Annotated in this window: 21 protein-coding genes; 4 read left to right on the top strand and 17 right to left on the bottom strand. The window is 62.0% G+C overall.

Features of this window, described 5'->3' with window-relative positions:
• Positions 1–486: 486 nt before the first annotated feature.
• The gene (locus ACEXP3_RS23305; RefSeq protein WP_377299579.1) at positions 487–2424 is read left to right on the top strand and encodes a M23 family metallopeptidase; all 1938 of its coding nucleotides are present in this window, start codon (positions 487–489) and stop codon (positions 2422–2424) included.
• A gap of 71 nt (positions 2425–2495) precedes the next feature.
• Here the strand turns inward: ACEXP3_RS23305 and clpB are convergent, their stop codons facing one another.
• The 7 genes from clpB to ACEXP3_RS23270 all read right to left on the bottom strand — a co-directional run bounded on the left by clpB (position 2496) and on the right by ACEXP3_RS23270 (position 13103).
• On the bottom strand, positions 2496–5096 hold the full coding sequence (gene clpB, locus ACEXP3_RS23300; protein ID WP_377299578.1) for an ATP-dependent chaperone ClpB: 2601 nt from the start codon (positions 5094–5096) through the stop codon (positions 2496–2498).
• A 221-nt stretch (positions 5097–5317) separates the two neighbouring features.
• A complete protein-coding gene (locus ACEXP3_RS23295; RefSeq protein ID WP_377299577.1) occupies positions 5318–6085 on the bottom strand; it encodes a DUF4167 domain-containing protein in 768 nt (255 codons plus the stop codon).
• A gap of 309 nt (positions 6086–6394) precedes the next feature.
• On the bottom strand, positions 6395–7276 hold the full coding sequence (gene prmC, locus ACEXP3_RS23290; protein ID WP_377299576.1) for a peptide chain release factor N(5)-glutamine methyltransferase: 882 nt from the start codon (positions 7274–7276) through the stop codon (positions 6395–6397).
• The gene (gene prfA / locus ACEXP3_RS23285) at positions 7273–8355 is read right to left on the bottom strand and encodes a peptide chain release factor 1 (protein WP_377299575.1); all 1083 of its coding nucleotides are present in this window, start codon (positions 8353–8355) and stop codon (positions 7273–7275) included. Before prfA ends, prmC begins: the two co-directional genes overlap by 4 nt.
• A 32-nt stretch (positions 8356–8387) precedes the next feature.
• Positions 8388–10655 (bottom strand): phosphoenolpyruvate--protein phosphotransferase, encoded by a 2268-nt coding sequence (gene ptsP, locus ACEXP3_RS23280; RefSeq protein ID WP_377299581.1) that lies wholly within the window; start codon positions 10653–10655, stop codon positions 8388–8390.
• 90 nt (positions 10656–10745) lie between these two features.
• On the bottom strand, positions 10746–12020 hold the full coding sequence (locus ACEXP3_RS23275; protein WP_210105682.1) for an aspartate kinase: 1275 nt from the start codon (positions 12018–12020) through the stop codon (positions 10746–10748).
• A 204-nt stretch (positions 12021–12224) separates the two neighbouring features.
• A complete protein-coding gene (locus ACEXP3_RS23270) occupies positions 12225–13103 on the bottom strand; it encodes an SH3 domain-containing protein (protein WP_377299574.1) in 879 nt (292 codons plus the stop codon).
• Positions 13104–13305: 202 nt separating this feature from the next.
• On the opposite strand from ACEXP3_RS23270, the gene ubiG reads away from it, so the two are divergent.
• Entirely contained in the window at positions 13306–14052 is a 747-nt protein-coding gene (gene ubiG / locus ACEXP3_RS23265) for a bifunctional 2-polyprenyl-6-hydroxyphenol methylase/3-demethylubiquinol 3-O-methyltransferase UbiG (protein WP_377299573.1), read from the top strand.
• Between the two features lie 27 nt (positions 14053–14079).
• Here the strand turns inward: ubiG and ACEXP3_RS23260 are convergent, their stop codons facing one another.
• The 4 genes from ACEXP3_RS23260 to ACEXP3_RS23245 are packed head-to-tail and all read right to left on the bottom strand — an operon-like array spanning position 14080 to position 16460.
• Positions 14080–14508, bottom strand: a complete 429-nt coding sequence (locus tag ACEXP3_RS23260; protein ID WP_377299572.1) for a DUF1178 family protein — start codon at positions 14506–14508, stop codon at positions 14080–14082.
• Entirely contained in the window at positions 14505–15365 is an 861-nt protein-coding gene (locus tag ACEXP3_RS23255) for a carbon-nitrogen hydrolase family protein (protein WP_377299571.1), read from the bottom strand. The genes ACEXP3_RS23260 and ACEXP3_RS23255 overlap by 4 nt, the downstream gene beginning before the upstream one ends.
• Before the next feature lie 8 nt (positions 15366–15373).
• Positions 15374–15631, bottom strand: coding sequence for a glutaredoxin 3 (gene grxC / locus ACEXP3_RS23250; protein WP_210105686.1), 258 nt, complete (start codon positions 15629–15631; stop codon positions 15374–15376).
• A 52-nt stretch (positions 15632–15683) separates the two neighbouring features.
• Positions 15684–16460 (bottom strand): ComF family protein, encoded by a 777-nt coding sequence (locus ACEXP3_RS23245; RefSeq protein ID WP_377299570.1) that lies wholly within the window; start codon positions 16458–16460, stop codon positions 15684–15686.
• A 98-nt stretch (positions 16461–16558) separates the two neighbouring features.
• Here ACEXP3_RS23245 and ACEXP3_RS23240 point away from each other — a divergent pair, with 98 nt between their 5' ends.
• Positions 16559–17437: a methyltransferase domain-containing protein gene (locus ACEXP3_RS23240; RefSeq protein WP_377299569.1), complete on the top strand. Its 879-nt coding sequence runs from the start codon at positions 16559–16561 to the stop codon at positions 17435–17437.
• Positions 17438–17451: 14 nt separating this feature from the next.
• Here the strand turns inward: ACEXP3_RS23240 and ACEXP3_RS23235 are convergent, their stop codons facing one another.
• From ACEXP3_RS23235 to ACEXP3_RS23210, 6 genes are all read right to left on the bottom strand, one after another.
• Complete coding sequence (locus ACEXP3_RS23235; RefSeq protein ID WP_377299568.1) at positions 17452–17619, bottom strand: Flp family type IVb pilin; 168 nt, start codon at positions 17617–17619, stop codon at positions 17452–17454.
• A gap of 63 nt (positions 17620–17682) precedes the next feature.
• Positions 17683–18003, bottom strand: a complete 321-nt coding sequence (locus ACEXP3_RS23230) for a hypothetical protein (RefSeq protein ID WP_210105690.1) — start codon at positions 18001–18003, stop codon at positions 17683–17685.
• A 149-nt stretch (positions 18004–18152) separates the two neighbouring features.
• Positions 18153–18581 (bottom strand): 8-oxo-dGTP diphosphatase MutT, encoded by a 429-nt coding sequence (gene mutT, locus ACEXP3_RS23225; protein ID WP_377299567.1) that lies wholly within the window; start codon positions 18579–18581, stop codon positions 18153–18155.
• Entirely contained in the window at positions 18578–19384 is an 807-nt protein-coding gene (locus ACEXP3_RS23220; RefSeq protein ID WP_377299566.1) for a GNAT family N-acetyltransferase, read from the bottom strand. Before ACEXP3_RS23220 ends, mutT begins: the two co-directional genes overlap by 4 nt.
• Positions 19365–20600 carry a bifunctional glutamate N-acetyltransferase/amino-acid acetyltransferase ArgJ gene (gene argJ / locus ACEXP3_RS23215; RefSeq protein WP_377299565.1) on the bottom strand — a complete coding sequence of 412 codons (1236 nt, stop codon included), beginning with the start codon at positions 20598–20600 and terminating at the stop codon, positions 19365–19367. Before argJ ends, ACEXP3_RS23220 begins: the two co-directional genes overlap by 20 nt.
• A 66-nt stretch (positions 20601–20666) precedes the next feature.
• Positions 20667–21509 carry a peptidylprolyl isomerase gene (locus ACEXP3_RS23210; protein ID WP_210105694.1) on the bottom strand — a complete coding sequence of 281 codons (843 nt, stop codon included), beginning with the start codon at positions 21507–21509 and terminating at the stop codon, positions 20667–20669.
• 262 nt (positions 21510–21771) lie between these two features.
• Between ACEXP3_RS23210 and secA the strand changes: the two genes are divergently transcribed.
• Complete coding sequence (secA, locus tag ACEXP3_RS23205; RefSeq protein WP_377299564.1) at positions 21772–24480, top strand: preprotein translocase subunit SecA; 2709 nt, start codon at positions 21772–21774, stop codon at positions 24478–24480.
• Positions 24481–24631 lie beyond the last annotated feature (151 nt).

Genomic DNA, 24631 nt, shown 5'->3' with positions numbered 1-24631 from the left:
CCCAAAACGTCAACACTCAAAAATCATAAATCGCAGAAAAACTCGCAAGGCATTGATTTAATGGGGGAAATTTCGGCATCGGGAAGAGCATGACACTTGCTCGGCTTCGGACAGCGGCGTTCGAGACCCCTCCTCGCCCTTTGCGGGTCGGCATTTTAAGCGCCGACGTCCCCGCCCGTGTCGGGGAATGCGGATTAAAGCTTCGCATGCATGCGTCGTGCTCATGATGAACCTTGCCTTACCTCCCGCTCGCAGCCCTTTCGGTTGCGCGCGAAAGGAAAAATGGTGGATGCCTGCTCTTCCCCATACGCATCCGTGGCGCGCGCCCCTACAATTCCACAATCCGAGCGTAAGGGCATCCGGACGCCGAGGGGGCGGGACAGGCCGGCGCGTCCGGTTTCTAAAATTTGACTCTTAGGCTCTAATTCGGCACATCCTTGCGCCGATGCACGCCAAAACCGCGCAACAGGGGAGAGCACCACAGGAATGACGACGCCTCGCAGCTTGCTGTCTTCTCTGGGGAACGAGGCGCCGATCCTTGCGGATGGCCGACGTGCGCCCGATCGACGCGAGATTTCACTGCGCTGGCTCTCGGGCACGTTTCTGACCGGCATCACCTCCTCGATCCTGATGGGCGTGGCGCTGTTTGCAGCACTTGACGGGCGCCAGCAGCTGGCTATCCCGGCTGAAGCCTTTGCAGCACTTCCCGTCAGTGGCAAGGCGGATGCGGTATCACGCGGCGGGCGCCTGCTCTCCAACAACGTGATCGCCATGCCGACGGACCGTAAGGTTCTGGAAGTGGCAACCGTCGTCAAGGAAGGCGCCAAGGAAGTCGTACGTCGCCAGCCGTTCTCGCATGTGAAGATGGCGCTTGCGGCAAACCATGTCGCCACGGAAAATTACCCGCCCTTCGATCCGCTGACGATCTTTTCCAGCGGCGAGGGCGACAGCGACGCTCCGTCGAATACGGGTATGATCTACGGCTCCGAAGTGGAGACCGATGTGAGCCTGCAGACGGTCCCCTTTCCCGTCTCGTCTGCGAAACTGCCCTTTGCGCCGGGCATGTCGCTCGACGAGGTGGAAGAGAATGTTCGCACCAACGGGTCGATCCTGACTGACGGGACTGCGCAGATTTCTGCCCTCACCTATGTCGACCCGCAGCGCTTTGATGGCGACGCCGATGCCCTGCCATCGCTCGGCGGCCCCTTGTCCGCACGCGTAGTGGAAGAAAACATGTCTGTGTCGGCGCCGGAGCCGACAACCGCCAAGACGCGCGACTATGCCGAGGACGTCATCCCGCTGCGCCAGCCGCTGGATGTCGTCGAGGCCATGGCCGCCGTCGGCTATCCGAAGGAACAGGCGAGCGATATCGCCAGCCATTTTGCCGAAAAGCTCGGCACCCCGCAATTGCAGCAGGGCGACGTGCTGCGCATCGGCCTCATCCAGGAAGGCGAGATGGTATCGATCATCCGCGCCAGCCTGTACCGCAAGGGCGAGCATGTGGCGACGATTGCCGTCGATGACCGCGGGCGGTTCGTCAACGGCGCCGAACCGATCCATCTCGATGCGGTCGACAGTGCATTTTCCGAAGACGCGCCGACGATCCTGTCGGGCCGTGAATTGCCCAGTGTCTATGACGGGATCTACAGGGCAGCCTTGTCTTACGGAATGACCGCCGACATGACGGCGACCATGGTGAAGCTTCTGGCGAGCACCGTCGACCTGCAGGCCCAGCTGAAACCGAGCGACACGATCGAAGCCTTTTTTTCGGCCGCCGACGAACAGGGCCGTGCCGGCCCCCGCTCCGAACTTCTCTATGTCAGCGCAAAATTCGGCGATACGGTCACACGCTTTTACCGCTACCAGAACCTCGAGGACAATTCGGTCGATTATTTCGACCAGGACGGCAAGAGCATTCGCCAGTTCCTGCTGCGCAATCCAGTCCCGAACGGCCGGTTGACCTCCGGATTCGGCATGCGACGGCACCCCATCCTCGGCTATTCGCGCATGCATACCGGCACCGATTGGGCAGCCCCCCGCGGCACGCCGATCATTGCCACCGGCAACGGCATCGTGGAGCGGGCCGGCTGGGCCTCCGGCTATGGCAACCAGACAATCATCCGCCATGCCAATGGCTATGAAACCTCCTATAACCACCAGAGCGCGATCGTGAAAAGCGTGCGGGAGGGCGCGCGCGTGACGCAGGGCCAGGTCATCGGCTATGTCGGCTCCACCGGATCGTCAACCGGCGCGCACCTGCATTACGAACTGATCGTCAACAATACCAAGGTGGATTCGATGAAGGTGCGACTGCCGGGCGGAAAATCGCTCTCGGGCACGCCGCTTGCCCGTTTCGAGGAAGAGCGCAAGCGCATCGATGCGCTGCTGACCAGCAATGGCAGCGAGCAGGTCGCATCCAAGTAAGAACTGCCGGGCAAATTCTCCGGCGCTCCCAGCGTAAAAAAAGGGCCACCCCGGAGGATGGCCCTTGATCGTCATGCCGCTTCGGCAAGGTGCTTCTTCACGGAGAAGAGCAACCGGTCGGAACCGGCACTGACCTTCACCGTCGAGGCATCCGGTACCGTACCGCCGAGGATCTGCTCGGCGAGCGGATCCTGAACGTATTTCTGGATCACCCGCTTCAACGGACGTGCCCCATAGACCGGGTCATAGCCCTTGTCCGCCAGCCATTCCCGGGCATCCGACCCGAGTTCCAGCGTGATCTTGCGATCAGCCAGGAGCTGCAACAGGCGCAACATCTGGATATCGACGATGGCGCCCATCTCGCTGCGGGCGAGACGATGGAACAGGATGATCTCGTCGACGCGGTTCAGGAATTCCGGCCGGAACGAGGCCTTCACCACGTCCATCACCTGCTCGCGAACGCTATCGACATCCTGCCCCTCGCCGAGACTGGTCAGATATTCCGCACCGAGGTTCGAGGTCATGATGATGATCGTGTTCTTGAAGTCGACCGTGCGGCCCTGCCCGTCCGTCAGCCGCCCGTCATCGAGCACCTGCAGGAGAACGTTGAACACATCCGGATGCGCCTTCTCGATTTCGTCGAACAGCACGACCTGGTAGGGCTTGCGGCGGATCGCCTCCGTCAGAGCACCACCTTCGTCATAGCCGACATAGCCGGGAGGTGCGCCGATCAGACGCGAGACCGAGTGCTTCTCCATGTATTCCGACATGTCGAGGCGCACCATGGCCGTCTCGTCATCGAAGAGGAAGCGGGCGAGAGACTTGGTCAGCTCCGTCTTGCCGACGCCGGTCGGGCCGAGGAAGATGAACGAGCCGATCGGCCGGTTAGGATCCTGCAAGCCGGCGCGCGAGCGGCGCACGGCGCGCGAGACGGCCTGCACCGCATCACCCTGCCCGACGACCGACTTCGCCAGTTCGTCTTCCATCCGCAGCAGCTTGTCGCGTTCGCCTTCCAGCATCTTGTCGACCGGAATGCCGGTCCAGCGGGAGACGACATGGGCGATCGCATCCGGCGTCACGACTTCCTGCACCATAGACGAGGCGGGATTGTCCCGCTCCTCGGCTTCCTTCAGCGCCTTTTCCAGATTCGGAATGACGCCATAGGTCAGCTCGCCAGCGCGCTGATACTCACCCTTGCGCTGGGCAATCGCGAGATCATTGCGGGCTTCGTCCAGCTGGCGCTTCAGGTCTGCGGCAAGGCCGAGCTTCTGCTTTTCCGCCTGCCAGCGGGCCGTCAGCGCATCGGCCTGTTCTTCGAGCGCAGTCAATTCGCCTTCAAGACGGGTCAGCCGGTCGGCGGAGGCCGCGTCGGTTTCCTTCTTCAGGGCTTCGCGTTCGATCTTCAGCTGGATGATGCGGCGGTCGAGTTCGTCCAGTTCTTCGGGCTTGGAATCCACCTGCATGCGAAGCCGCGATGCTGCCTCGTCCATCAGGTCGATTGCCTTGTCCGGCAGGAAACGGTCGGTGATGTAGCGGTTGGACAGCGTTGCTGCTGCCACCAGGGCGGAATCGGAGATCCGCACCTTGTGGTGCTGCTCGTACTTTTCCTTGAGGCCGCGCAGGATCGAGATCGTATCCTCGACGGTCGGCTCATCCACCATCACCGGCTGGAAGCGACGGGCAAGCGCCGGGTCCTTTTCCACATGCTTGCGATATTCATCGAGCGTGGTGGCGCCGACGCAGTGCAGTTCACCGCGGGCAAGTGCCGGCTTCAACAGGTTGGAGGCATCCATCGCGCCATCGGCCTTGCCGGCGCCGACCAGCGTGTGCATCTCGTCGATGAACAGGATGATCTCGCCATTTTCCGACTGCACTTCGTTGAGCACGCTCTTCAGGCGCTCCTCGAACTCGCCGCGATATTTTGCGCCGGCAATCAGCGCGCCCATGTCGAGCGCCATCAGCTTCTTGTCTTTTAGGCTTTCCGGCACGTCGCCATTGATGATGCGCAGCGCCAGGCCTTCGGCAATCGCCGTCTTGCCGACGCCCGGCTCGCCGATCAGCACCGGATTGTTCTTGGTGCGGCGCGAAAGCACCTGCATCGTGCGGCGAATTTCATCGTCGCGACCGATCACCGGATCCAGCCGGCCATCGCGGGCTTCCGCCGTCAGGTCACGGGCGAACTTCTTCAGCGCGTCAAAGCCCTGCTCGGCATTGGCGGTATCGGCGGTGCGGCCCTTGCGGATATCGTTGATGACCTGGTTCAGGCTCTGCGCGGTCACGCCCGCCTTCTTCAGGCTGGCCGATGTGGAGGCCGAAGTCTCGATGGCAAGGGCCTGCAGCAGGCGCTCGACGGTAACGAAACTGTCGCCGGCCTTCTTCGCTGCCTCTTCGGCGGTGGTGAAGACCTTGGCCAGCGGCTGCGCGAGATAGACCTGACCATTGCCGCCAGAGACCTTCGGCAGTTTGGCAAGGGCTGCATCATTGGCAATGCGCGCTTCCTTGGCATTGCCGCCGGCACGCTCGATCAACGACGACGCCATTCCCTGGTCGTCGTCCAGCAGAACCTTCAGCACATGTTCGGCGGCGAATTGCTGGTGCCCTTCCGAAAGGGCATGGGTTTGTGCCGATTGCAGAAAACCGCGCACGCGTTCGGAGTATTTTTCGATGTTCATGACTGACCTCCATGGATCGTCCTGCCCTTATAAGGCGCAGACCGACAATTGAGATTGAGCTCCCTCAAAGGCGAGCCCGTGCTTTTGTCCCAAGTGGTTTGGAACCAAGCATCCTGACGCAGATATGGTGGGGCTTTTTGCCGGTTTAAAGACCGCAAAATGAAAAACCCCGGCCAAAAGACCGGGGCTTGATGAACGTCAGATCCTGCGGGATCAGGGGGTCATTCGCCCGCCGCATCGGCAAGCGAAGGCTCGCTCTCCGCCGATGCTTCGCCTTCACCCTCTGCCGTGCGACGCGGACGGCGCGGACGGTTGCTGGCATTGCGGCGGCGCGGCTGGCGCTCGCGCACTGCACCGCCCTCTTCCTCGATTGCGACCTCCGCAGGGGTGCCTTCGATGACCGGCTGCGGACCGCTGCCATCGATGACCGGCGCTGCTTCGGCAACGACCACAGGCGCTGCTGCGACCTTCGGCGGTGCAGGCTGACGCGGCGCCTGCTGGCGCGGGGCCGGCTGCGGCTGCGGCTGCGAGACCTGAGGCTGCGGCTGATGTTGCTGCGGCGCGTGGTACTGCTGGGACTGCGACGCAAAAGCGTTGTCGTCGGTATCGCCCATGTCCATCTCGTCGCCGTCGCGCTCGTTGTCGCGATCATTATAGTCCTGGCGATCGTCGCGCTGGACGCGTTCCTGCATCTGCGCCTGGGCTGCGGCAATGATGCGGTTATAATGTTCAGCGTGCTGGAGATAGTTTTCGGCCATGACGCGGTCGCCGGCGCTCTGTGCATCACGGGCGAGGGTCGAATATTTTTCCGCAATATGCTGGGCCGTGCCGCGGATCTTCACATCTGGACCGGAACTGTCGTAGGTCCGGGTCAGCGGATTGGAGCCCTTGCGGTTGAAGTTGTTACCGCCGCCACCGCCGCCGCCATTGTTGTTATTGTTGTTATTGCCACGCCCCCGACCACGCTTGTTTTGCTGTCCTGGCCTCATCGATCTTTCACCTGAATTCTTTGTGCTTTGCTGATTAAGGGCCACGCGGCCAGCCGGCATCTGCCGGAACAAGGCTTCACGTGCCGCGGACAGGGTCGATCCATCCGTCCCGCCGCTAGTGGAAGTCAGTTTATCTGAATCACACACTAGGTAACGTTCAACCCGTGAGGCCTCCCAAAGAAGGCCGCATTCCGGTTGAGCTTAACCTGAACGAATCTCCGTTCATTCCCAGCCGCCCAGTGTGTGCCCGCAACCTATCCCGCTTCATCTCCAAATCCAAGCCTTTTCTTTCGCGTCTGCAAAAGCGGCTTAAGGCTCGGCGGGATAATGATTTTTCCGCGCAAAAACCAATGCGCGGTCATTTCCCCCATAGTCGCTTAGCGCCTCGATCAAAGTATAATCATGCGCTGCAAACAAGGTGGAGACGGAAGACTTCTGATCGAAACCGATCTCCAGGCCAACCACACCGTCTGCTGCGAGAAACACGCTCGCACCGGCAGCGATCGCGCGATAGGCATCAAGCCCGTCCGTCCCGCCATCCAGAGCCAGCATCGGGTCGAAATCTCGAACATCCGGCGAAAGGTCAGCGATCACACTGCTGTTGATATAGGGGGGATTTGACACGATTATGTCGAACAATCCCTCGATCCTGTCGAACCAATGGCTTTCCACAGCCGTAAACCGATCGCCCACACCATTCAGGTCGGCATTCCGGCGGGCCGTTTCAAGGGCACCGGCCGCAATATCGGCGCCGATCGCAAAAAGCTGCGGGACTTCCGACAGGAGAGTGATGGCAATCGCCCCGGTTCCGGTACCGAGATCGAGAAGACGCGCCGAACCTTTCTGCGCCACGATCCGTTTCAGAGGCGCAAGCATCGCATCGACCAGGATCTCGGTATCCGGGCGCGGCTCCAGCGTGTCTTTCGACAGAAGCAGGCGCACGCCGTGGAAATCGCGTTCTCCGAGGATGCGATGGACCGGCTCATGCGCCAACCGGCGCGCGAGGGCTGCGTCAAGCCGCGCCATTTCCTCGCTCGACAGCACCCGGTCGCCCCGCAACACGAGATCGGTCGGCGTCAGATCAAAAAGGCCGCAGACCAGAACTCGCACATCGGTTGGCGCATCGGCAAAGCCCGCAGCCGCGAGCCTTGAGCGCGCCCCCGCCAGTGCGTCAGCAAGGGTCAGTGTCACGGCTGCTGCTCGCCAAGTTGCGCCAACTGGCCAGCCTGATAATCGGAGATCAGCGCATCGACCACTTCGTCGATTTCACCCACCATCATGCGGTCGAGCTTATAGAGCGTCAGATTGATGCGATGATCCGTCACGCGCCCCTGCGGGAAATTATAGGTGCGGATACGTTCTGAGCGGTCGCCCGAGCCGACCTGGCTCTTGCGGTCGGCCGAACGCTCGCTATCGGCCTTCTGGCGTTCCATGTCATACAGGCGCGAGCGCAGAACCTGCATGGCCTTGGCGCGGTTCTGGTGCTGCGATTTTTCCGAGCTCGTGACGACAAGGCCTGTCGGCAGATGGGTGATGCGCACCGCCGAATCGGTGGTGTTGACGTGCTGGCCACCGGCACCCGAAGAGCGCATCGTATCGATGCGGATGTCTTCGGGGCGCACCTCGATATCGATCTCTTCCGCTTCCGGCAGAACGGCAACGGTTGCGGCAGAGGTGTGAATGCGGCCGCTCGCTTCGGTTTCGGGCACGCGCTGGACGCGGTGGACACCGGATTCGAACTTCAGCTTCGAAAAGACGCCGCGCCCGGTCACCGTTGCGATGATTTCCTTGAAGCCGCCGGCTTCCCCTTCGCTTGCCGACAGGACCTCGACCTTCCAGCCCTTCGCGGCCGAAAAACGCTCATACATGCGAAACAGGTCACCGGCAAAAAGGGCGGCTTCCGATCCACCCGTGCCGGCGCGAATTTCAACGATCGCGCTTTTCTCGTCCGCAGCATCCTTTGGCAGAAGCAGGATCTGCATGTCCTTTTCGAGCGTCTCGATCCGCTTCTCGGCCTCGGGCAGCTCCATTTCGGCAAGCTCGCGCATCTCGCGATCCGTCGTGCGGTCGGCCAGCAACGCACGCAGATCCGCCTCCTCCGCCACGGCCTTTTCATATTCGCGGATCTTGACCACAACCGGCTGAAGCTCGGAATATTCCGAGGCGAGCTTCACATAGACATCGGCCGCCGGGCCCTCCGACATACGGGCCTCGATCTCGCCGAAGCGGCGCTCCAGCTCACGCATCTTTTCGACAGGAAGCTTCGCCACCGTCTTACACTCCGCTTGTTCTTGTTGTTGTTCTAGACGGGAATATTGTGCGCCGCTGCAAAGGCCAAAAGAAGCTCGCGTACAGGTGTGATGGACGCCGTATCATCCAGCGCCGCATTGAGTTCGAAACTCAATTGCCCCGCATCGAGCCCCAGCAGCATGGCTTTGACCGGACCGATCGCCGTCGGCGTCATCGACACTGCGCGAAAGCCGATCCCGATCAGCGCCATCGCCGAGAGCGGCTTGCCGGCCATTTCCCCGCAAAGCGTCAGTGGCGTCTTGTTGCGCTCGGCAGCCCGCACGATGTCACGCAGGATCCGCAGAAACGGCTTGCCCAGCATGTCGAAACGATCCGACACCCTGGCATTGCCGCGGTCTGCCGCCATCGAGAACTGGAACAGATCGTTGGAGCCGACGGAGACGAAATCCACATGCGCCATCAACTCGTCCAGCTGCCACATCAGCGAAGGCACTTCCAGCATGGCGCCAAATTGCAGCTTGCGCGGCAGCGGATGGCCGAACTTCGACAGATACTGCACTTCCTTCTGCATCAGGTCGCGCACGGCGCGGATTTCCGATACTTCCGTCACCATCGGCAGCATCATTTTGAGCTCTGCGCCGGCAGAGGCGCGCAGAAGCGCCCGAAGCTGCGTGCGCAACAATCCCGGCCGGTCCAGCGAAAGCCGGATGGCGCGCCAGCCAAGCGCCGGGTTTTCCTCTTCCTGATTGCGGAAATAGGAAACCACCTTGTCGCCGCCGATATCGAGCGTGCGGAACGTCACCGGATGGCCGGCCGCCTGGCGCAGCACATTGCGATAGAATGCCTCCTGCTCCTCGAGCTTGGGCATGGTGGAGGCGATCATGAACTGCAGTTCGGTGCGGAACAGCCCGATGCCATCAGCACCGGATTCCACCAGTTGCGGCAGGTCCACCATCAGGCCGGCATTCATCATCAGGCTGATGCGCTGGCCATCCTTGGTGACCGAATCCACATCGCGCAGGGCGCGGAACTGTGCCTGCCGGCGGGCGCGCAGCTTGACCTTTTCCTCGTAAGCCTTGACGAGGTCGGCCATCGGCCGCAGATGCACCTGCCCATCATCGCCATCGATGATGACCGGATCACGGTTTTCCGCAAGAGCCACGATGCCGGCCGCCTGGCCGACGACCGGGATGCCCATGGCGCGCGCCACGATCACCACATGGCTCGTCACGGCACCGTCTTCCAGAACAAGGCCGCGGATATTGGCGCGCGGATAATCGAGCAGTTCGGCGGCGCCCATGGCGCGGGCAAAGATCACCGCATCGGTCGGAAAGCCCTCATCGAAGGCGCGGCCCGAAAACCCGGTCAGCTGGCGCAGCAGCCGGTTGGCGAGATCGTCGAAATCATGCATCCGCTCGCGCAGATAAGGATCGGTAAGGCGCATCATGCGCGCCTTGGTATCGCTCTGCACCTTTTCGACAGCCGCTTCTGCGGTGAGACCGTTGCGGATCGCCTCTTCCATGCGCCGCACCCAGCCCTGGTCATGGGCAAACATGCGGTAGGTTTCCAGAACTTCGCGGTGTTCGCCCTCCTGGGAGACTTCGCGGCGCGACAGCATGTCGTCGATCGACAGGCGCAGCGAGCCGATCGCCTCCACCAGCCGCACGATTTCCTTGTCGGCATCTTCGTTCAAAAGATTGGTGACGACGATTCGCGGCTCATGGAGAACCACGTGGCCAAGGCCAATACCTTCGTTATAGCCGTCCGCCTCGATGGTGATGGCGCGCGTCAGGTCAAGCTCCAGCCCCGGCTGGGTGATTTTCTTCAGCTCTCCGGTCGCAATCATCTCGGCAATTACCATGGCGGTGGTTTCCAGCGCCTCGACCTCGTCCTCGCGGTAATTGCGCTGCGCCTTGTTCTGGACGACGAGCACGCCCAAAGTGCGGCCGGCGCGCAAAATCGGCACGCCGAGGAAGGAGTGGTAAATTTCTTCTCCGGTTTCAGGCAGATAGCGGAAGGCCGGATGCGCCTGCGCGTCGGACAGATTGAGCGGCTGGGCGGAGGCGGCAATGGTGCCGACAAGGCCCTGCCCCATTTTCAGCTGTGCCAGATGCACAGAATCCTTGTTGAGACCTTCGGTGGCATAAAGCTCCAGCACGCCATCGGACCGCAGCACATAGACGGAGCAAACCTCCGCCACCATGTTGCTGGCGATCTGGCGCACGATCCGGTCGAGCCGCTCCTGCGGCTCCAGCGGCTCGGCCATCAATTCCCGCAGTCTCTTCAGCAGGACGCGCGGGCCCGCCGACAGGTCTCTCATCGGCATGTTCGCTCCCGAATTCGGCTCTGTCCCATCCGGAAGACGTTGCACCGACTCAAGCCTGAGGCGGCACAACCAACCGGTTCAAGATCAACTCTTATCCAGACCGTAGGCAGAATGCAAAGTCCGAACTGCGAGTTCGGAATAGGCGCCATCAATCAGGATCGAAATCTTGATTTCCGAGGTGGTGATGGCCTTGATGTTGATGCTTTTTTCGGCAAGTGCCTTGAACGCGGTCGCAGCCACGCCCGCATGGCTGCGCATGCCGATGCCGACGACCGACACCTTGCACAGGCCCGTCTCGTTCTGCACCACGTCGAAGCCGATCTTGGCCTTGTTGTCTTCCAGAACCTTCATGGCCTTTTCGACATCGCCGTAAGGAACCGTAAACGTCATGTCGGTGCGCGAGCCATCTTCGGAGATGTTCTGCACGATCATGTCGACATTGATATGCGCTTCGGCAAGCGGCCCGAATATGGCTGCCGAAACGCCCGGCCGGTCGGCGAGGCGACGCAGCGAAATCTGCGCTTCATCCTTGGCATAGGCGATGCCGGTGACGACTTCCTGTTCCACGATTTCTTCCTCGTCGCAAATCAACGTGCCGGGCGGATTGATGAGATCACCCATGCCCGGCGCATCGGGATCCTCGAAACTGGAGCGGACGAAGGTGCGCACTTTGTGGACCATGGCAAGCTCCACGGAACGCACCTGCAGCACCTTGGCGCCGAGGGATGCCATTTCCAGCATTTCCTCGAACGAGATCTTCTTCATGCGGCGTGCCTTGGGCACGATGCGCGGATCGGTCGTGTAGACGCCATCGACGTCGGTGTAGATGTCGCAGCGGTCGGCCTTGACGGCAGCGGCAATCGCCACGGCCGAGGTATCGGAGCCGCCACGGCCAAGCGTTGCAATGCGGTTGTCGGGACCGATGCCCTGGAAGCCGGCAACCACGGCCACCTGACCCTCACCCATGCGGCGCACAAGCTCTGCCCCGTCGATATCGACGATGCGGGCGGCACCATGGGTGTTGTCCGTGCGGATCGGGATCTGCCAGCCCTGCCAGGAACGGGCATTGATGCCCATGGACTGCAACGCAATCGCAAGCAGTCCAGAAGTTACCTGTTCGCCGGAGGCCACGACGGCATCATATTCCCGCGCATCGTAGAAGGGCGAGCTTGCACCGTTGACCTTGGGGGTATCCTGCACCCAGCCGACGAGTTCGTTGGTCTTGCCGGACATGGCGGAGACGACCACGGCCACTTCATGACCGGCATCGACCTCACGTTTCACATGGCGCGCGACATTATGAATGCGTTCGAGATTGGCGACCGACGTGCCGCCGAACTTCATGACAATGCGAGCCATATCCGACCAAAACCACCCTGATCGCGCAAGGCGTTGGACCCCGCGCGGCTGAAAATATGAAAAGCCTTATGCCATAGGGGAAAGGCTTGCGGCGTCCTCTTAGCGAAAAGGGTTCCACGGTGCAATGGGCAAGAGGCGGCCCGTAACGCGCAAACGCGGCACCTTGCGGGCGCCGCGTTTGTCTCTGTCGAAGATAGTCCGTGCTTACTGGCCGGGCGGCGGGCAAGGATTGTCCGGCGTGCAGCGGTTGCCAGGCGTCCAGCTGCCCTGCGGGCCGCGCGGGCGATCCCGGTTCTGATCCCCGTCGAAGCCCGGGCGTGCCTGCTCTTGACGCCTGCCGTCATCGGGACGGCGGTTGTCGTCAGGACGACGGTTGTCATCCGGACGCCAGCCTTGGTCATTGCCCCGGCGACCGCCATCCCAGTTGTGGTTGCCATCCCGACCATCAGGCATTGGGCGACCCTCGAAGCCCGGGCGGCCGTCATAGCGGTTGCGATCGTCGGGCCGGTTTCTGTCATCGCGGCGATTGTTATCGTCCCAGCGATAGCGGTCGCTCATGCCGTTGCGGTCTTCGTAGCGATAGCGGCCGTCCTCGCGGTAGCGGTTCGGATCGCGAATCGGATCATCGCGGCGGCTGTCGTAACGGGGCGGCGGCGGGGGTGGGGTATCGCGACGATAATCCCAGCCACGCCAGCGGTCGCGTTCGCGGTAGAAGTCACGGCCGCTGTAATAGCGCCGCCAGTAGGTATCGACATCGAAGGTGATCGTCGGAATGCCGAGCGGACGGTAATACTGGCGATCGACGTAGATGCGGTTCTGCCGATAGGTCGTCTGGATGTAGTTGCCCGACACCCAGCCGCGGCCACGCGAGAACGACACGTCGCACCAGTTGACCGTATCGAGGCAGCCATTGATGCTGATCGGGGCGCCGACCGGGATGACCACCACGGCCGGATAACGCGTGCTCGGGCCGGAGCGCATGTTGACGTTTGCGGTGGCAAAACCTTGCGTTGCCGCAGACGCAAGCGAGGGGAAGGCAAGCAACGCCCCCACCGCCAAAGCTTTGTAAATATGACGTTTCACTGGTTTCCTCCTTGGGAATTCTTGATACTCGGCGCAACGTCCCTTCGTCCGCCACAGGTCGTGCGGATTTTGGTTTTTTCATGTCGCGGGGACGTATATGGAGCCGGACCCGTCCCCGGTTTTTCCACTGCGACATTGTGAGAGGCTTGACAAGCGCGGCCCGTGGCCCGACTTCAGACACATATTGACAGGGAGCCGAACCATGACCGATGCCTCCGGCACGACAATTGACCAGGCGGAAGTGGACCGCTTTTCCGCCATGGCTGCGGAATGGTGGAGCCCCACCGGCAAGTTCAAGCCGCTCCACAAGTTCAATCCCGTGCGGCTTTCCTATATCCGCGACCGCGTCTGCGAAAACTTTGCCCGCGACCCCAAAAGCAACAGACCGTTCGAAGGCTTGCGCTTTCTCGACATCGGCTGCGGCGGCGGGCTGTTGTCGGAACCGATGGCCCGGATGGGCGCAACCGTTGTCGGCGCCGATCCGTCGGAAAAGAACATCCGCATCGCCCAGACCCACGCGGCAGAGAGCGGCGTCTCCGTCGACTATCGGGCTGAAACGGCCGAACAGCTGGCAGCTGCCGGCGAAACCTTCGACGTCATCCTCAACATGGAAGTGGTGGAGCATGTGGCGGACGTGAACCTGTTCATGACCACCTGCGCCTCGATGCTGCGCCCGGGCGGCCTGATGTTCGTGGCCACCATCAACCGCACGCTGAAGGCCAATGCGCTGGCGATCTTTGCGGCGGAAAACATCCTGCGCTGGCTGCCGAAGGGCACGCATCAATATGACAAGCTGGTGCGGCCGGAAGAAATCGAACGCCCGCTCAACGCGTCGGGCCTCACCATCACCCACCGCACCGGCGTGTTCTACAATGTGCTGCAGGACCGTTGGAACCTGTCGAAGGACATGGACGTGAACTACATGATGCTTGCCAGGCGCGAGGGCTGAGGCCCGCAGCGCAAGGCGCGGCAGACGTCAGTTCGTCTCGTCGGGCAGCACCGGTAGCGGCGCGATCTCGATGCCTTCGTCGATCAGGTCCTTCACATCGGCAAGGCTCGCCTTGCCCATGATGCCGCGGGCATCGGCTTCGCCGTAATGGATTTTTCGCGCCTCTTCGGGAAAGCGTTCACCCACATCCTCGGCATTCGCCTTGATGGTGGCGACCATCTCCTTCAACTTGGTGATGGTCTCCTGGCGCGCCACGTCCATTGCCACCTGCTGGCGCTCCTGCTTGCTGCGGGCGGTGGAAACGGAAGGGGCCATCAGGCTCTTGGAAATGGCCGCGGATCCGCAGACCGGGCAGGTCAGAAATCCGCTTTCCACCTGGCGATCGAAATCGGCGCTTTGCGAAAACCACCCTTCGAACGCATGCGCATTGTCACAGATGAGGGAATAACGGATCACGCCGCCTCGCCTCCGGCAGGCGCCATGGCCTGCGATTGTGCAAGCGTGAAGTCACGCGCATTCTTGAGGTTCGGAATTTTTGCGCGGGCGGCCTTGACCGCTGCGATATCGAGTTCGGCCATCACCACCGCTTCGCCGTCGCCACCCGCCGATGCGAGCACGCGCCCCCAGGGATCGATGATCATCGAATGGCCATAGGTTTCGCGGCCATCCTCGTGAACACCGCCTTGGGCTGCCGCAACCAGGAAGGCGCCGTTTTCGATGGCGCGGGCGCGCAGGAGAATTTCCCAGTGCGCCTCGCCCGTCTGGCGCGTGAAGGCGGCCGGAACCGTCAGGATCTCGGCACCGGCAACCGCTTCGGCACGAAACAGCTGCGGGAAGCGCACGTCGTAGCAGATGGCAAAACCCAGTTTCGCAAATCCGAGATCCGTAACACGCGCCTCCGATCCCGGCTGATAGGCGGCGCTTTCGCGCCAGCTCTCGCCATTGTCGAGATCGACATCGAACATGTGGATCTTGTCGTAGCTGCAGATGCGCGTCCCATCCGGTCCGAAGAGGAAGCCGCGATTGGCGATCTTGTCGTCATCGCGGGCAATCGCCGTGGAGCCGACATGCACATGGATCTTGAGGTCGCGTGCAAGCTCTGCCGCCCGGGACACGATGATGTCGTTCTCTGCATTTCGAAGGATGGCGCGCAGTTCCGCGCGGTTCTTCTGCAGCGCGCCGGTCATTTCGGGCGTCTGGACATAGACGGCGCCCTTGGCCGCCGCGTCCCGCACAAGCCGCGCCATGGTATCCGCATTCCTTTGCGGATCGACACCGGAACACATCTGGATGGCTGCGACCTTCACCGTCATGTCACACCTTACGCAGCAAGCAGCGGATCGAGTTTGCCGTCACGGTCGAGCGCGTGCAGATCGTCGCAACCGCCGACATGACGACCATCGATGAAGATCTGCGGGAAGGTCGAACCGCCGTTCGCCTTCTGGATCATCTCCTGGCGCAGTTCCTGCGAGAACGTGGCGTCATGTTCCGTGAAGTTCACGCCCTTCGACTGCAGCAATGCCTTGGCGCGGGCACAGTAGCCGCACATCTGGCGGGTATAGATAACGACGTCTGCCATGATGATCTCCATGAAGAGCGATCGCGCTTGACCGCAATCGCGATACTGATCGTCATATAGGCTCGGCCAGCGCCATTGCAAAGGTCAAAACCGTGACCTCGGCGGCTCCCGCCCGCTTCAGGGCACGCGTCGCGGACGACACGGTGGCACCTGTGGTAAACACGTCGTCCACCAGCACCAGCCGCTTGCCGAAAACCTGATGCTCCTCGCCCTTGGGGACACGAAAGGCGGCCCGCACATTTTCCTCCCGGCCCTTCGCCGTCAGCCCCACCTGTCGGCCGGTGCGCTTGCGGCGCGTGAGGGCGCGCGTCAAAAAAGGGCGGCCGCTGAGGCGGGCGAGATGACGGCCAAGTTCCGCCGACTGGTTGAACCGCCGCTTGAGAAGGCGCGTCCAGTGGAGGGGCACAGGGATGATGGCATCGCACAGCGCCAGGTGCTCACCGCCAGCGCGGGCCATCCAGGCGGCCATCATCGGGGCAAGATCGGTGCGGTCCCGGTATTTCAGCCCATGCACGAGATTGCGCGCCGGCCCCTCATGTAGCGCGACTGCCCGCAAGCGGTCGAAAATCGGCGGCTCGGCTATGGCCAGTGCCGAAACCATGCCCTCTCCCGGATCATGTGCAAAGGGCAAGCCCAGGATGTCGCAATAGGGTCTTTCGATGAAGCGCATGCGCGACCAGCAGGCGCCGCAGAGCGCATTGTGACCGGCCGTGCGCACACCGCAGGCCGCACAGCAGGGTGGATAGACCAGATCGAGCAGAGGCCGCAGCAGGGCGCGCGGCGAAAACGATCGCGCGACGCCCTCGATTTTCTCCGCCTCATCCACCATGTCTTGACATTAGCGGCTCGTCAGCGCCCATGCGACACCAAAATGCAAGGCGTGCCGCCTGCCGACACACCTCACCTCAACGAAGACGGACAGACAGCATGGACATCCTTTTCGACCTGCCTTTGGTAACTGCACGGCGCGAACGCGCCATTGCGCGGGCCGTTGCGGGTGGTGACTTCCTGCTCGACATTGCAGCCAATGAACTGGCCGAGCGCCTCGGCGTTGTGGAACGCCATTTCGAGGAGGCCGTGGAACTGCATGGCGGCGGCGGCAATGCCGCGCGCGCGGCGTTCAAGACCGGCAAGATCGGCCATCTGACGCGCATCGAAACGAGTGCGGCTTTTGCCGGACCCGGCGAAGACATCTCGCCGGCAGCACTTGAGGACATGCCGCTCGCCGACCAGTCGGTCAATCTCGTCCTCTCGCCCCTGTCGCTGCATCTGACCAATGATACGCCGGGCATGCTGATCCGCATTCGCCGGGCCCTGAAGCCGGACGGGCTGTTCATGGCCGCCATTCCCGGGGCTGGAACGCTCGTCGAACTGCGCGACGTGCTTCTGGCGGCGGAAGCCGAACTCTTTGGCGGCGCAAGTCCGCGCGTCATACCGTTTGCCGATGTGCGCGACATCGGCGGCCTGATGCAGCGGGCAGGCTTTGCGCTGCCGGTGATCGATGCGGAAACCTATACCGTACGCTACGATACACTGTTTCACCTGATGCGGGACCTGCGCGCCATGGGCATGAGCAATCCCCTTGCCGGGCGAAGCAGGACACCGCTGACGCGGGCCTTCTTCGTGCGGGCGGCGGAGATTTATGCAGAGCGCTATTCCGATCCGGACGGGCGCATCCGCGCCACCTTCACCATCGTCTACGCATCCGGCTGGGCGCCGCATGAAAGCCAGCAGAAGCCGCTGAAGCCAGGCTCGGCAAAGATGCGGCTGGCCGATGCGCTCCGCGTCACCGACCACCCCGAATAGGCGTCGGAACCGGTTCACCGGGCCGCAAGCGTGTCCGCAAGGAAGGTCAGCATATCCTGCAATGTGCCGGAAAATGTGGTGAAGCCGGCAAGCACCACGGCGGACAGGACGGCAACGACAAGGCCGTATTCCACGGCCGTTGCACCCTGATTATCCGCGGCGAATTTCTTGAGGATCGACATCGTGCCCCCGGGTTCCATCCCGGGATGCATAGCATCGGTTCACTTACCGGCAGGTTACCGCGCTCAGCACACGCTCTCGCCGTCATAGCCCTGCGTGACGCAGACGGAGCCCGGCGTCTGCTGCAGCACGCTGCGGCGAATCGTGTAATGCTTGGTGCCTGATGCGTCCGGCTTGATCGATCCGGTGGTGATCAGATCGATTTCCTGTTGCACATTGGCCAGATGGCGCGGGTCGGATCGCTTCATCAACATGGGCGTGACGATAAGCGAAAGCGCGATCGCTGCGGTACCGAACAGCAGGGCGATGTTCAGAACGCCGGTTCTGCCGGACCTGAGCGTGACCCTTTGCTGGGCACGAACAGTCTTCCAGAATTCCTCATCCATGAGAGCCTCGTTACGCAATTACTTTATCGAAGCTGCATATTGCCCCATCGGGTTAAAGGATCTGTTAACGCCGATTCATTCGCGCCCGGCGAATTTTAAAAACTGTGGATAAATGGCAACGCCTGGCTTTTACGGGATCCGCCGGAGGCTCAGAGCAGGTCCTGCAGGAAGGGGATCAGCGGTTCGTCGGCCGGCGGCATGGGATAATCGCGAAGGGCCGCGGGCCGCACCCATTTCAGCGCCTGCCCTTCCCGACCCGCCGGTATACCCTCGTAACGCCGGCAAACGTAAAGCGGCATCAGCAGGTGAAACGTCTCGTATGTGTGGCTGGCAAAAGTGAGCGGCGCAAGGCAGGGCACGCGCGTGACGATGCCCAGTTCCTCGTGAAGCTCGCGCACCAGCGTTTCCTCCGGCGTCTCGCCGGGCTCCACCTTGCCGCCGGGAAATTCCCAGAGGCCGGCAAGGCTCTTGCCTTCCGGACGCTGCGCGAGAAGAATGCGGCCATCCGTATCGATCAGCGCGCAAGCGGCAACCAGAAGAATGGAGCGAGGCTTTTGCGTCTCGTCGACCACACTCATACGCCGGTCTCCTGGCGCCAGTAGCGATACTGGTAGGCTTGGCGAAAACCGAAGCGGCCATAGAGCGAAAGCGCAGCAACATTGTCGTCATGCACCTGCAGCCAGGCGGTGCGGGCTCCACTGATGCGGGCCCAGCGCAGGGCGGCCGTCAGCATTTCCGTGCCCGCCCCCTGCCGCCTGCGGTCGGCGGCAACGGCAAAGGACAGGATGCCGGCGAGATCCGCATCCTGTACGCAGAGCGCAACAGCAACCGGGCCTTCGCCGGGATTTTCCGCAATGAAAAGGCCGCTGACCGGCTTGATCGCCGACAGGATTTCGGCGAGCGCCGGCTTCAGCGACGCATCCTCGCCATGAACGGCAAGCGAGGCATCGATATAGCGGCCGATGTCATGGCTCGGCAGGTGGCCGAGCGTGTCGGGCAGTTCGAGCCCCGCCAGATCCGCCACCATGACGTTGACCGTTTCGAACGGTCGCCATCCCTGGCCGGCCAGCCGGTCGAGAAGCGGTTTTGGCGACAGCGGCGTTTCGCGCACCAGGAGCGGGCGGCCATAGTGTTCGAAACGCTTGCGGGCCTTTTCGATGCGCAGGTCGACGTCGCGATGATCCGACGGATCGAGCGGCACAAGGCAGTTCAGCCGCTTGGACGGGTGCCCGCCCGTCAGCCGCACCTGCCAGCTGCCGTCATAGACCACGGAGGCCGCCGGCCAGGCGCGGAAGCCGACAGCTTCGAGACGCCTGACAAGCGGAAGATTGCCGTGGGGAGAAATTGCCTGCATCAAAAGTTCAGCTCCGGTAGTCGCCATTGATGGCGACATATTCCTTCGTGAGGTCACATGTCCAGACGGTTGCGGTTCCCTGGCCAAGGCCGATATCGACACGGATGACGATATCCTCCTGCTGCATGACTGCCGTCGCTGCCGCTTCCGAATAGGCCGGATCGCGTTCGCCCTCTATTGCAACCCTGACGTCGCCGAACCAGATCGCCAGCCGATCGCGGTCGGCCATCTCGCCGGACTTGCCAACCGCCATCACCACACGACCCCAATTGGCATCTTCACCCGCAACGGCCGTCTTGACCAGCGGAGAATTGGCGATGGAGAGCGCAATACGTTTGGCAGCCGCATCGTTTTCGGCACCGGTGACGGTGACTTCCACCATCTTGCGGGCACCTTCACCGTCGCGCACGACCTGCAGCGCCAGATCCTTCAGGAGGTCGTTGAGGGCGGTGCGAAAGCCATCCAGACGCGTATCGTCGGCCGTCTCCACCCGAACCTGGCCTTCAGCCTTGCCGGTTGCAAACAGAAGAAGCGTGTCGGAGGTGGAGGTATCGCTGTCGACGGTGACCGAATTGAAGGTCGGGCCGACGCCCTCAGACAGCAGCGCCTGCAGGGCGGCCGGGGCGATATCGGCATCCGTTGCGACAAAGGACAGCATGGTCGCCATGTCCGGCGCGATCATGCCGGCGCCCTTGGCGATGCCGTTGATGGTGACGGTGACGCCACCGATGTCTGCGGTGCGCGTCGCAACCTTCGGATAGGTATCCGTGGTCATGATCGCCTTGGCGGCCTCCAGCCAGAAATCGCCGGTTGCGGCCGCCTGCATGTCACCCAGGACGCCCGCAAATTTCGTCGCATCCAGCGGCTCGCCGATGACGCCCGTCGAGGCGAGATAGACTTCGCCCACATCGCAACCGACGGCTTCGGACGCCGATTTCGCCGTCAGTTCCGTCGAGGCCCGGCCCTTGACGCCGGTAAAGGCGTTGGCATTGCCGGAATTGACCACAACCGCGCGCGCCTTGCCATTGGCAAGGTTGGCGCGGCAGAAATCCACCGGTGCCGACGGGCATTTCGAGCGGGTGAATACGCCCGCCACCGATGCCGGTTCATCGAACACCATCAAAAGCACGTCCGTGCGGTTCTTGTACTTGATGCCGGCGGCAGCCGTTGCCATGCGCAGGCCTTTGACGGCCGGCATGTCGGGATAGGATTTCGGAGCAAGGGGGGAAACGGTGGCGGACATTTGGCAAAAACCCGGACAAGAAAAGGCCCGCAGATGCGGGCCGGTTGATGAAATATCGAAGGCGGCTTATTCGCCCTTGGTCATGTCTTCATAGCCCTTGCGCAGGGTTTCGTCGACAATTTCGACCTTCTGGTCGGCCTTGGCCGCATCGATAATGGCAGAATACTTCTCCTGCATGACGATCTGGCGAACCTGCGGCTCCACCTGGTCGAAGGCCGGCGGCTGGGCGTCACGCTTGTCTTCCACCTTGATGACATGGTAGCCGAACTGCGACTTTACCGGCGTCTTCGTGTAGGCGCCCTTGTCGAGTGCGAAGGCGGCTTCCTCGAATTCCGGAACCATGCGGCCCTTGGTGAAGTAGCCGAGATCGCCACCGTCGGACTTGCTGGTGTCTTCCGACTTTGCCTTTGCCAGTTCGATGAAGTCCTTGCCTTCGTCGAGCTGCTTGATGATTGCCTTGGCTTCATCCTCGGTCTTCACCAGGATGTGGCGGGCGTGGATTTCCTCTTCCTTCGGCATGGCTGCGACTTCCTTGTCGTAGCGGGCCTTGACCTCTTCCGGCTTCAGCGTCTCGAACTGCTGGCGAAGATAGGCATTGTGCAGCTCGCGCTCCTGCAGGAAGGCCATCCGCTTCTTGAAGTCGTCGCTGTTCTGCAGACCGGCTTCTTCGGCCTTCTTCGAGACGAGCTTGATGTCGATGATCTGCGAGAGTGCCGCGACCTTCTTCTGGTCGTCGGGCATCTGCTGGTACTGCTGGCTCAGATTGGCAATGGCCGCATCCAGTTCCGACTGATGGATTTCCACGCCGCCAACCTTGGCGACCACGGCATCGGCCTGTGCAAAGGCGGGCGCCTGGAAAAAGACGGCCACGGCCACGGCGGCAGTCGCGAGGAATTTATGGCGAAACATAAGGAACTACCTTTCGAATTGGGCACCGGCCCCGGATGTCGAGACCGGCCGGAACACTGTCAGAAACACCGGATTGTGGCCATTCTGTAACGGCGGGAGCCGTTGACATCATTCGACCCCCCTCTTATCTGTCACGCTACTTCGCGTCCAGAAGAGTTTCCGGGCCGGCGTTTGTATTTTGCCTGTCGAATAGAGGGCGCAAATCAACCTGCCGGACGATGCTTTCGAGGGATGCCACATCAGTTTGGAAAGGACCACTCGTATGGTCAGCTTCGGTGGGATAGCCCGCAAGTTTTTCGGTTCGGCCAATGACCGCCGCGTCCGTGCCTATCGTTCCCGCATCGAGGCGATCGGCGCGCTCGAAGAAAAGACGAAGGCACTCTCCGATGAGCAGCTTGCTGCAAAGACGGTGGAGTTCCGCGAGCAGCTCGCCAATGGCAAGACGCTGGACGATCTGGTGGTGCCGGCCTTTGCCGTCGTGCGCGAGGCTTCGCGCCGCGTTCTCGGCATGCGCCCCTTCGATGTGCAGCTGACCGGCGGCATGATCCTCAACGACGGCGCGATTGCCGAAATGAAGACCGGCGAAGGCAAGACGCTCGTCGGCACGCTTCCGGTCTATCTCAACGCGCTCTCCGGCAAGGGCGTCCATGTCGTGACCGTCAACGACTATTTGGCCAGCCGCGACGCCGCCATCATGAGCCGGCTGTACAGCTTCCTCGGCCTCACCACCGGCGTCATCATGCACGGCCTCGACGACGACCAGCGCCGCGCCGCCTATGCCTGCGACATCACCTATGCGACGAATAACGAGCTTGGCTTCGATTATCTGCGCGACAACATGAAATACGACCGCGGCCAGATGGTGCAGCGCGGCCATAACTACGCGATCGTCGACGAAGTGGACTCGATCCTGGTCGACGAGGCGCGCACGCCGCTCATCATCTCCGGCCCGCTGGACGACCGCTCCGAGCTCTACAACACGATCGACGCCTTCATCCCGGCGCTGACGGCCGATGATTACGAGATCGACGAAAAGCAGCGCTCGGCCAATTTTTCCGAGGCCGGCACCGAAAAGCTCGAAAACCTCTTGCGCAGCGCGGGTCTCCTGAAGGGTGAATCGCTCTATGACGTCGAGAACGTCGCGATCGTCCACCACATCAACAACGCGCTGAAGGCTCACAAGCTGTTCCAGCGCGACAAGGACTACATCGTCCGCAACGGGGAAATCGTCATCATCGACGAGTTCACCGGCCGCATGATGCCCGGCCGCCGCTATTCGGAGGGCCAGCATCAGGCTCTGGAAGCCAAAGAAAAGGTACAGATCCAGCCAGAGAACCAGACGCTCTCCTCGATCACCTTCCAGAACTATTTCCGCATGTATGAAAAGCTCGCCGGCATGACCGGTACGGCGTCCACCGAAGCGGAAGAATTTTCCAACATCTACGGCCTTGACGTCGTGGAAGTGCCGACCAACCTGCCCATCCAGCGTATCGACGAGGATGACGAGGTCTACCGGACCGGCGAGGAAAAGTTCAAGGCGATCATCGAGGAGATCAAGACGGCGCATGCGCGCAACCAGCCGGTTCTCGTCGGCACGACTTCCATCGAAAAATCCGAACTGCTCGCCACCATGCTGCGCAACGACGGCTTTGAGAACTTCAATGTTCTGAACGCCCGCTATCACGAGCAGGAAGCCTATATCGTCTCCCAGGCCGGCGTTCCCGGCGGTGTGACGATTGCTACCAACATGGCCGGCCGCGGCACCGACATCCAGCTCGGCGGCAATATCGACATGCGCCTGGAGCGCGAGCTGGAGGGCATGGAACCCGGTCCGGAGCGCGATGCCAAGGAAGCGGCGATCCGCGAAGAGGTCAAGCAGCTGAAGGCAAAGGCGCTCGAAGCCGGCGGTCTCTACGTGATTGCCACCGAACGCCACGAAAGCCGCCGCATCGACAACCAGCTGCGCGGCCGTTCCGGTCGTCAGGGCGACCCGGGCCGGTCGAAATTCTACCTGTCTCTGCAGGACGACCTGATGCGCATCTTCGGCTCCGACCGGATGGATTCGATGCTGCAGAAGCTCGGCCTGAAGGAAGGGGAAGCGATCGTCCACCCCTGGATCAACAAGGCGCTGGAACGGGCCCAGAAGAAGGTCGAAGCCCGCAACTTCGACACCCGCAAGAACCTTCTGAAATACGACGACGTCACCAACGACCAGCGCAAGGTGATCTTCGAGCAGCGCATCGAACTGATGGATGCGCCGGACCTCACCGATACCGTGACCGACATGCGCCACGAAGTCATCGACATGCTGGTGACCAAGCATATCCCCGAGCGCGCCTATGCCGAACAGTGGGACGCCAATGGCCTGAAGGAAGGTGTGGAGCGCCTGCTCAATCTCGACCTGCCGATCCATGACTGGGTGCAGGAAGAAGGCATTGCCGAGGACGACATCCGCGAGCGCCTGATCGCAGCTGCCGATGCCGCCGCCAAGGACCGTGCCGAACGCTTCGGCCCCGAAGTGATGACCTATGTCGAGCGCTCCGTGCTCCTGCAGACGCTCGATCATCTCTGGCGCGAACATATCGTCAACCTCGACCATCTGCGCTCCGTCGTCGGCTTCCGCGGCTATGCACAGCGCGATCCGCTGCAGGAATACAAGGCGGAAGCCTTCGAACTCTTCCAGGCGCTGCTCGCCAACATGCGCGAGGTCGTCACGTCGCAACTGATGCGCGTCGAACTGGTGCGCGACACGCCGCCGGCGCCTGAACCGCCGCAGGTCATGGAGGCGCACCATGTGGATGCGACGACCGGCGAGGACGAGTTTGCAATGGCAGCGCTCGCCCCCTTCACGGCGCCCGAGGATCGCGATCCGAACGATCCGTCCACCTGGGGTCGCATCGGCCGCAACGAGCTTTGCCCCTGCGGCTCCGGCAAGAAGTTCAAGCACTGCCACGGCGCGCTGATCGCTTGAAACCAGCCTTCCCTTTGCAAACCATCGCGGCCGCCCTTCGGGGCGGCCTTTTTCGTGGATGAGGGGATCAAAGCCGGGGAAGCAGGCCTGGCTGCGAGCCGGCGCAATCGTTTCTTAACGGTCGCAACCGCATGATGCCGGCCGGATCCCC

The sequence above is a fragment of the Neorhizobium fuzhouense genome, assembly GCF_042611105.1.
GTDB lineage: Bacteria > Pseudomonadota > Alphaproteobacteria > Rhizobiales > Rhizobiaceae > Neorhizobium > Neorhizobium galegae_A.
The sequence above is the reverse complement of the archived record's forward strand: the minus strand, read 5'-3'. Positions and strand labels throughout refer to the sequence as shown.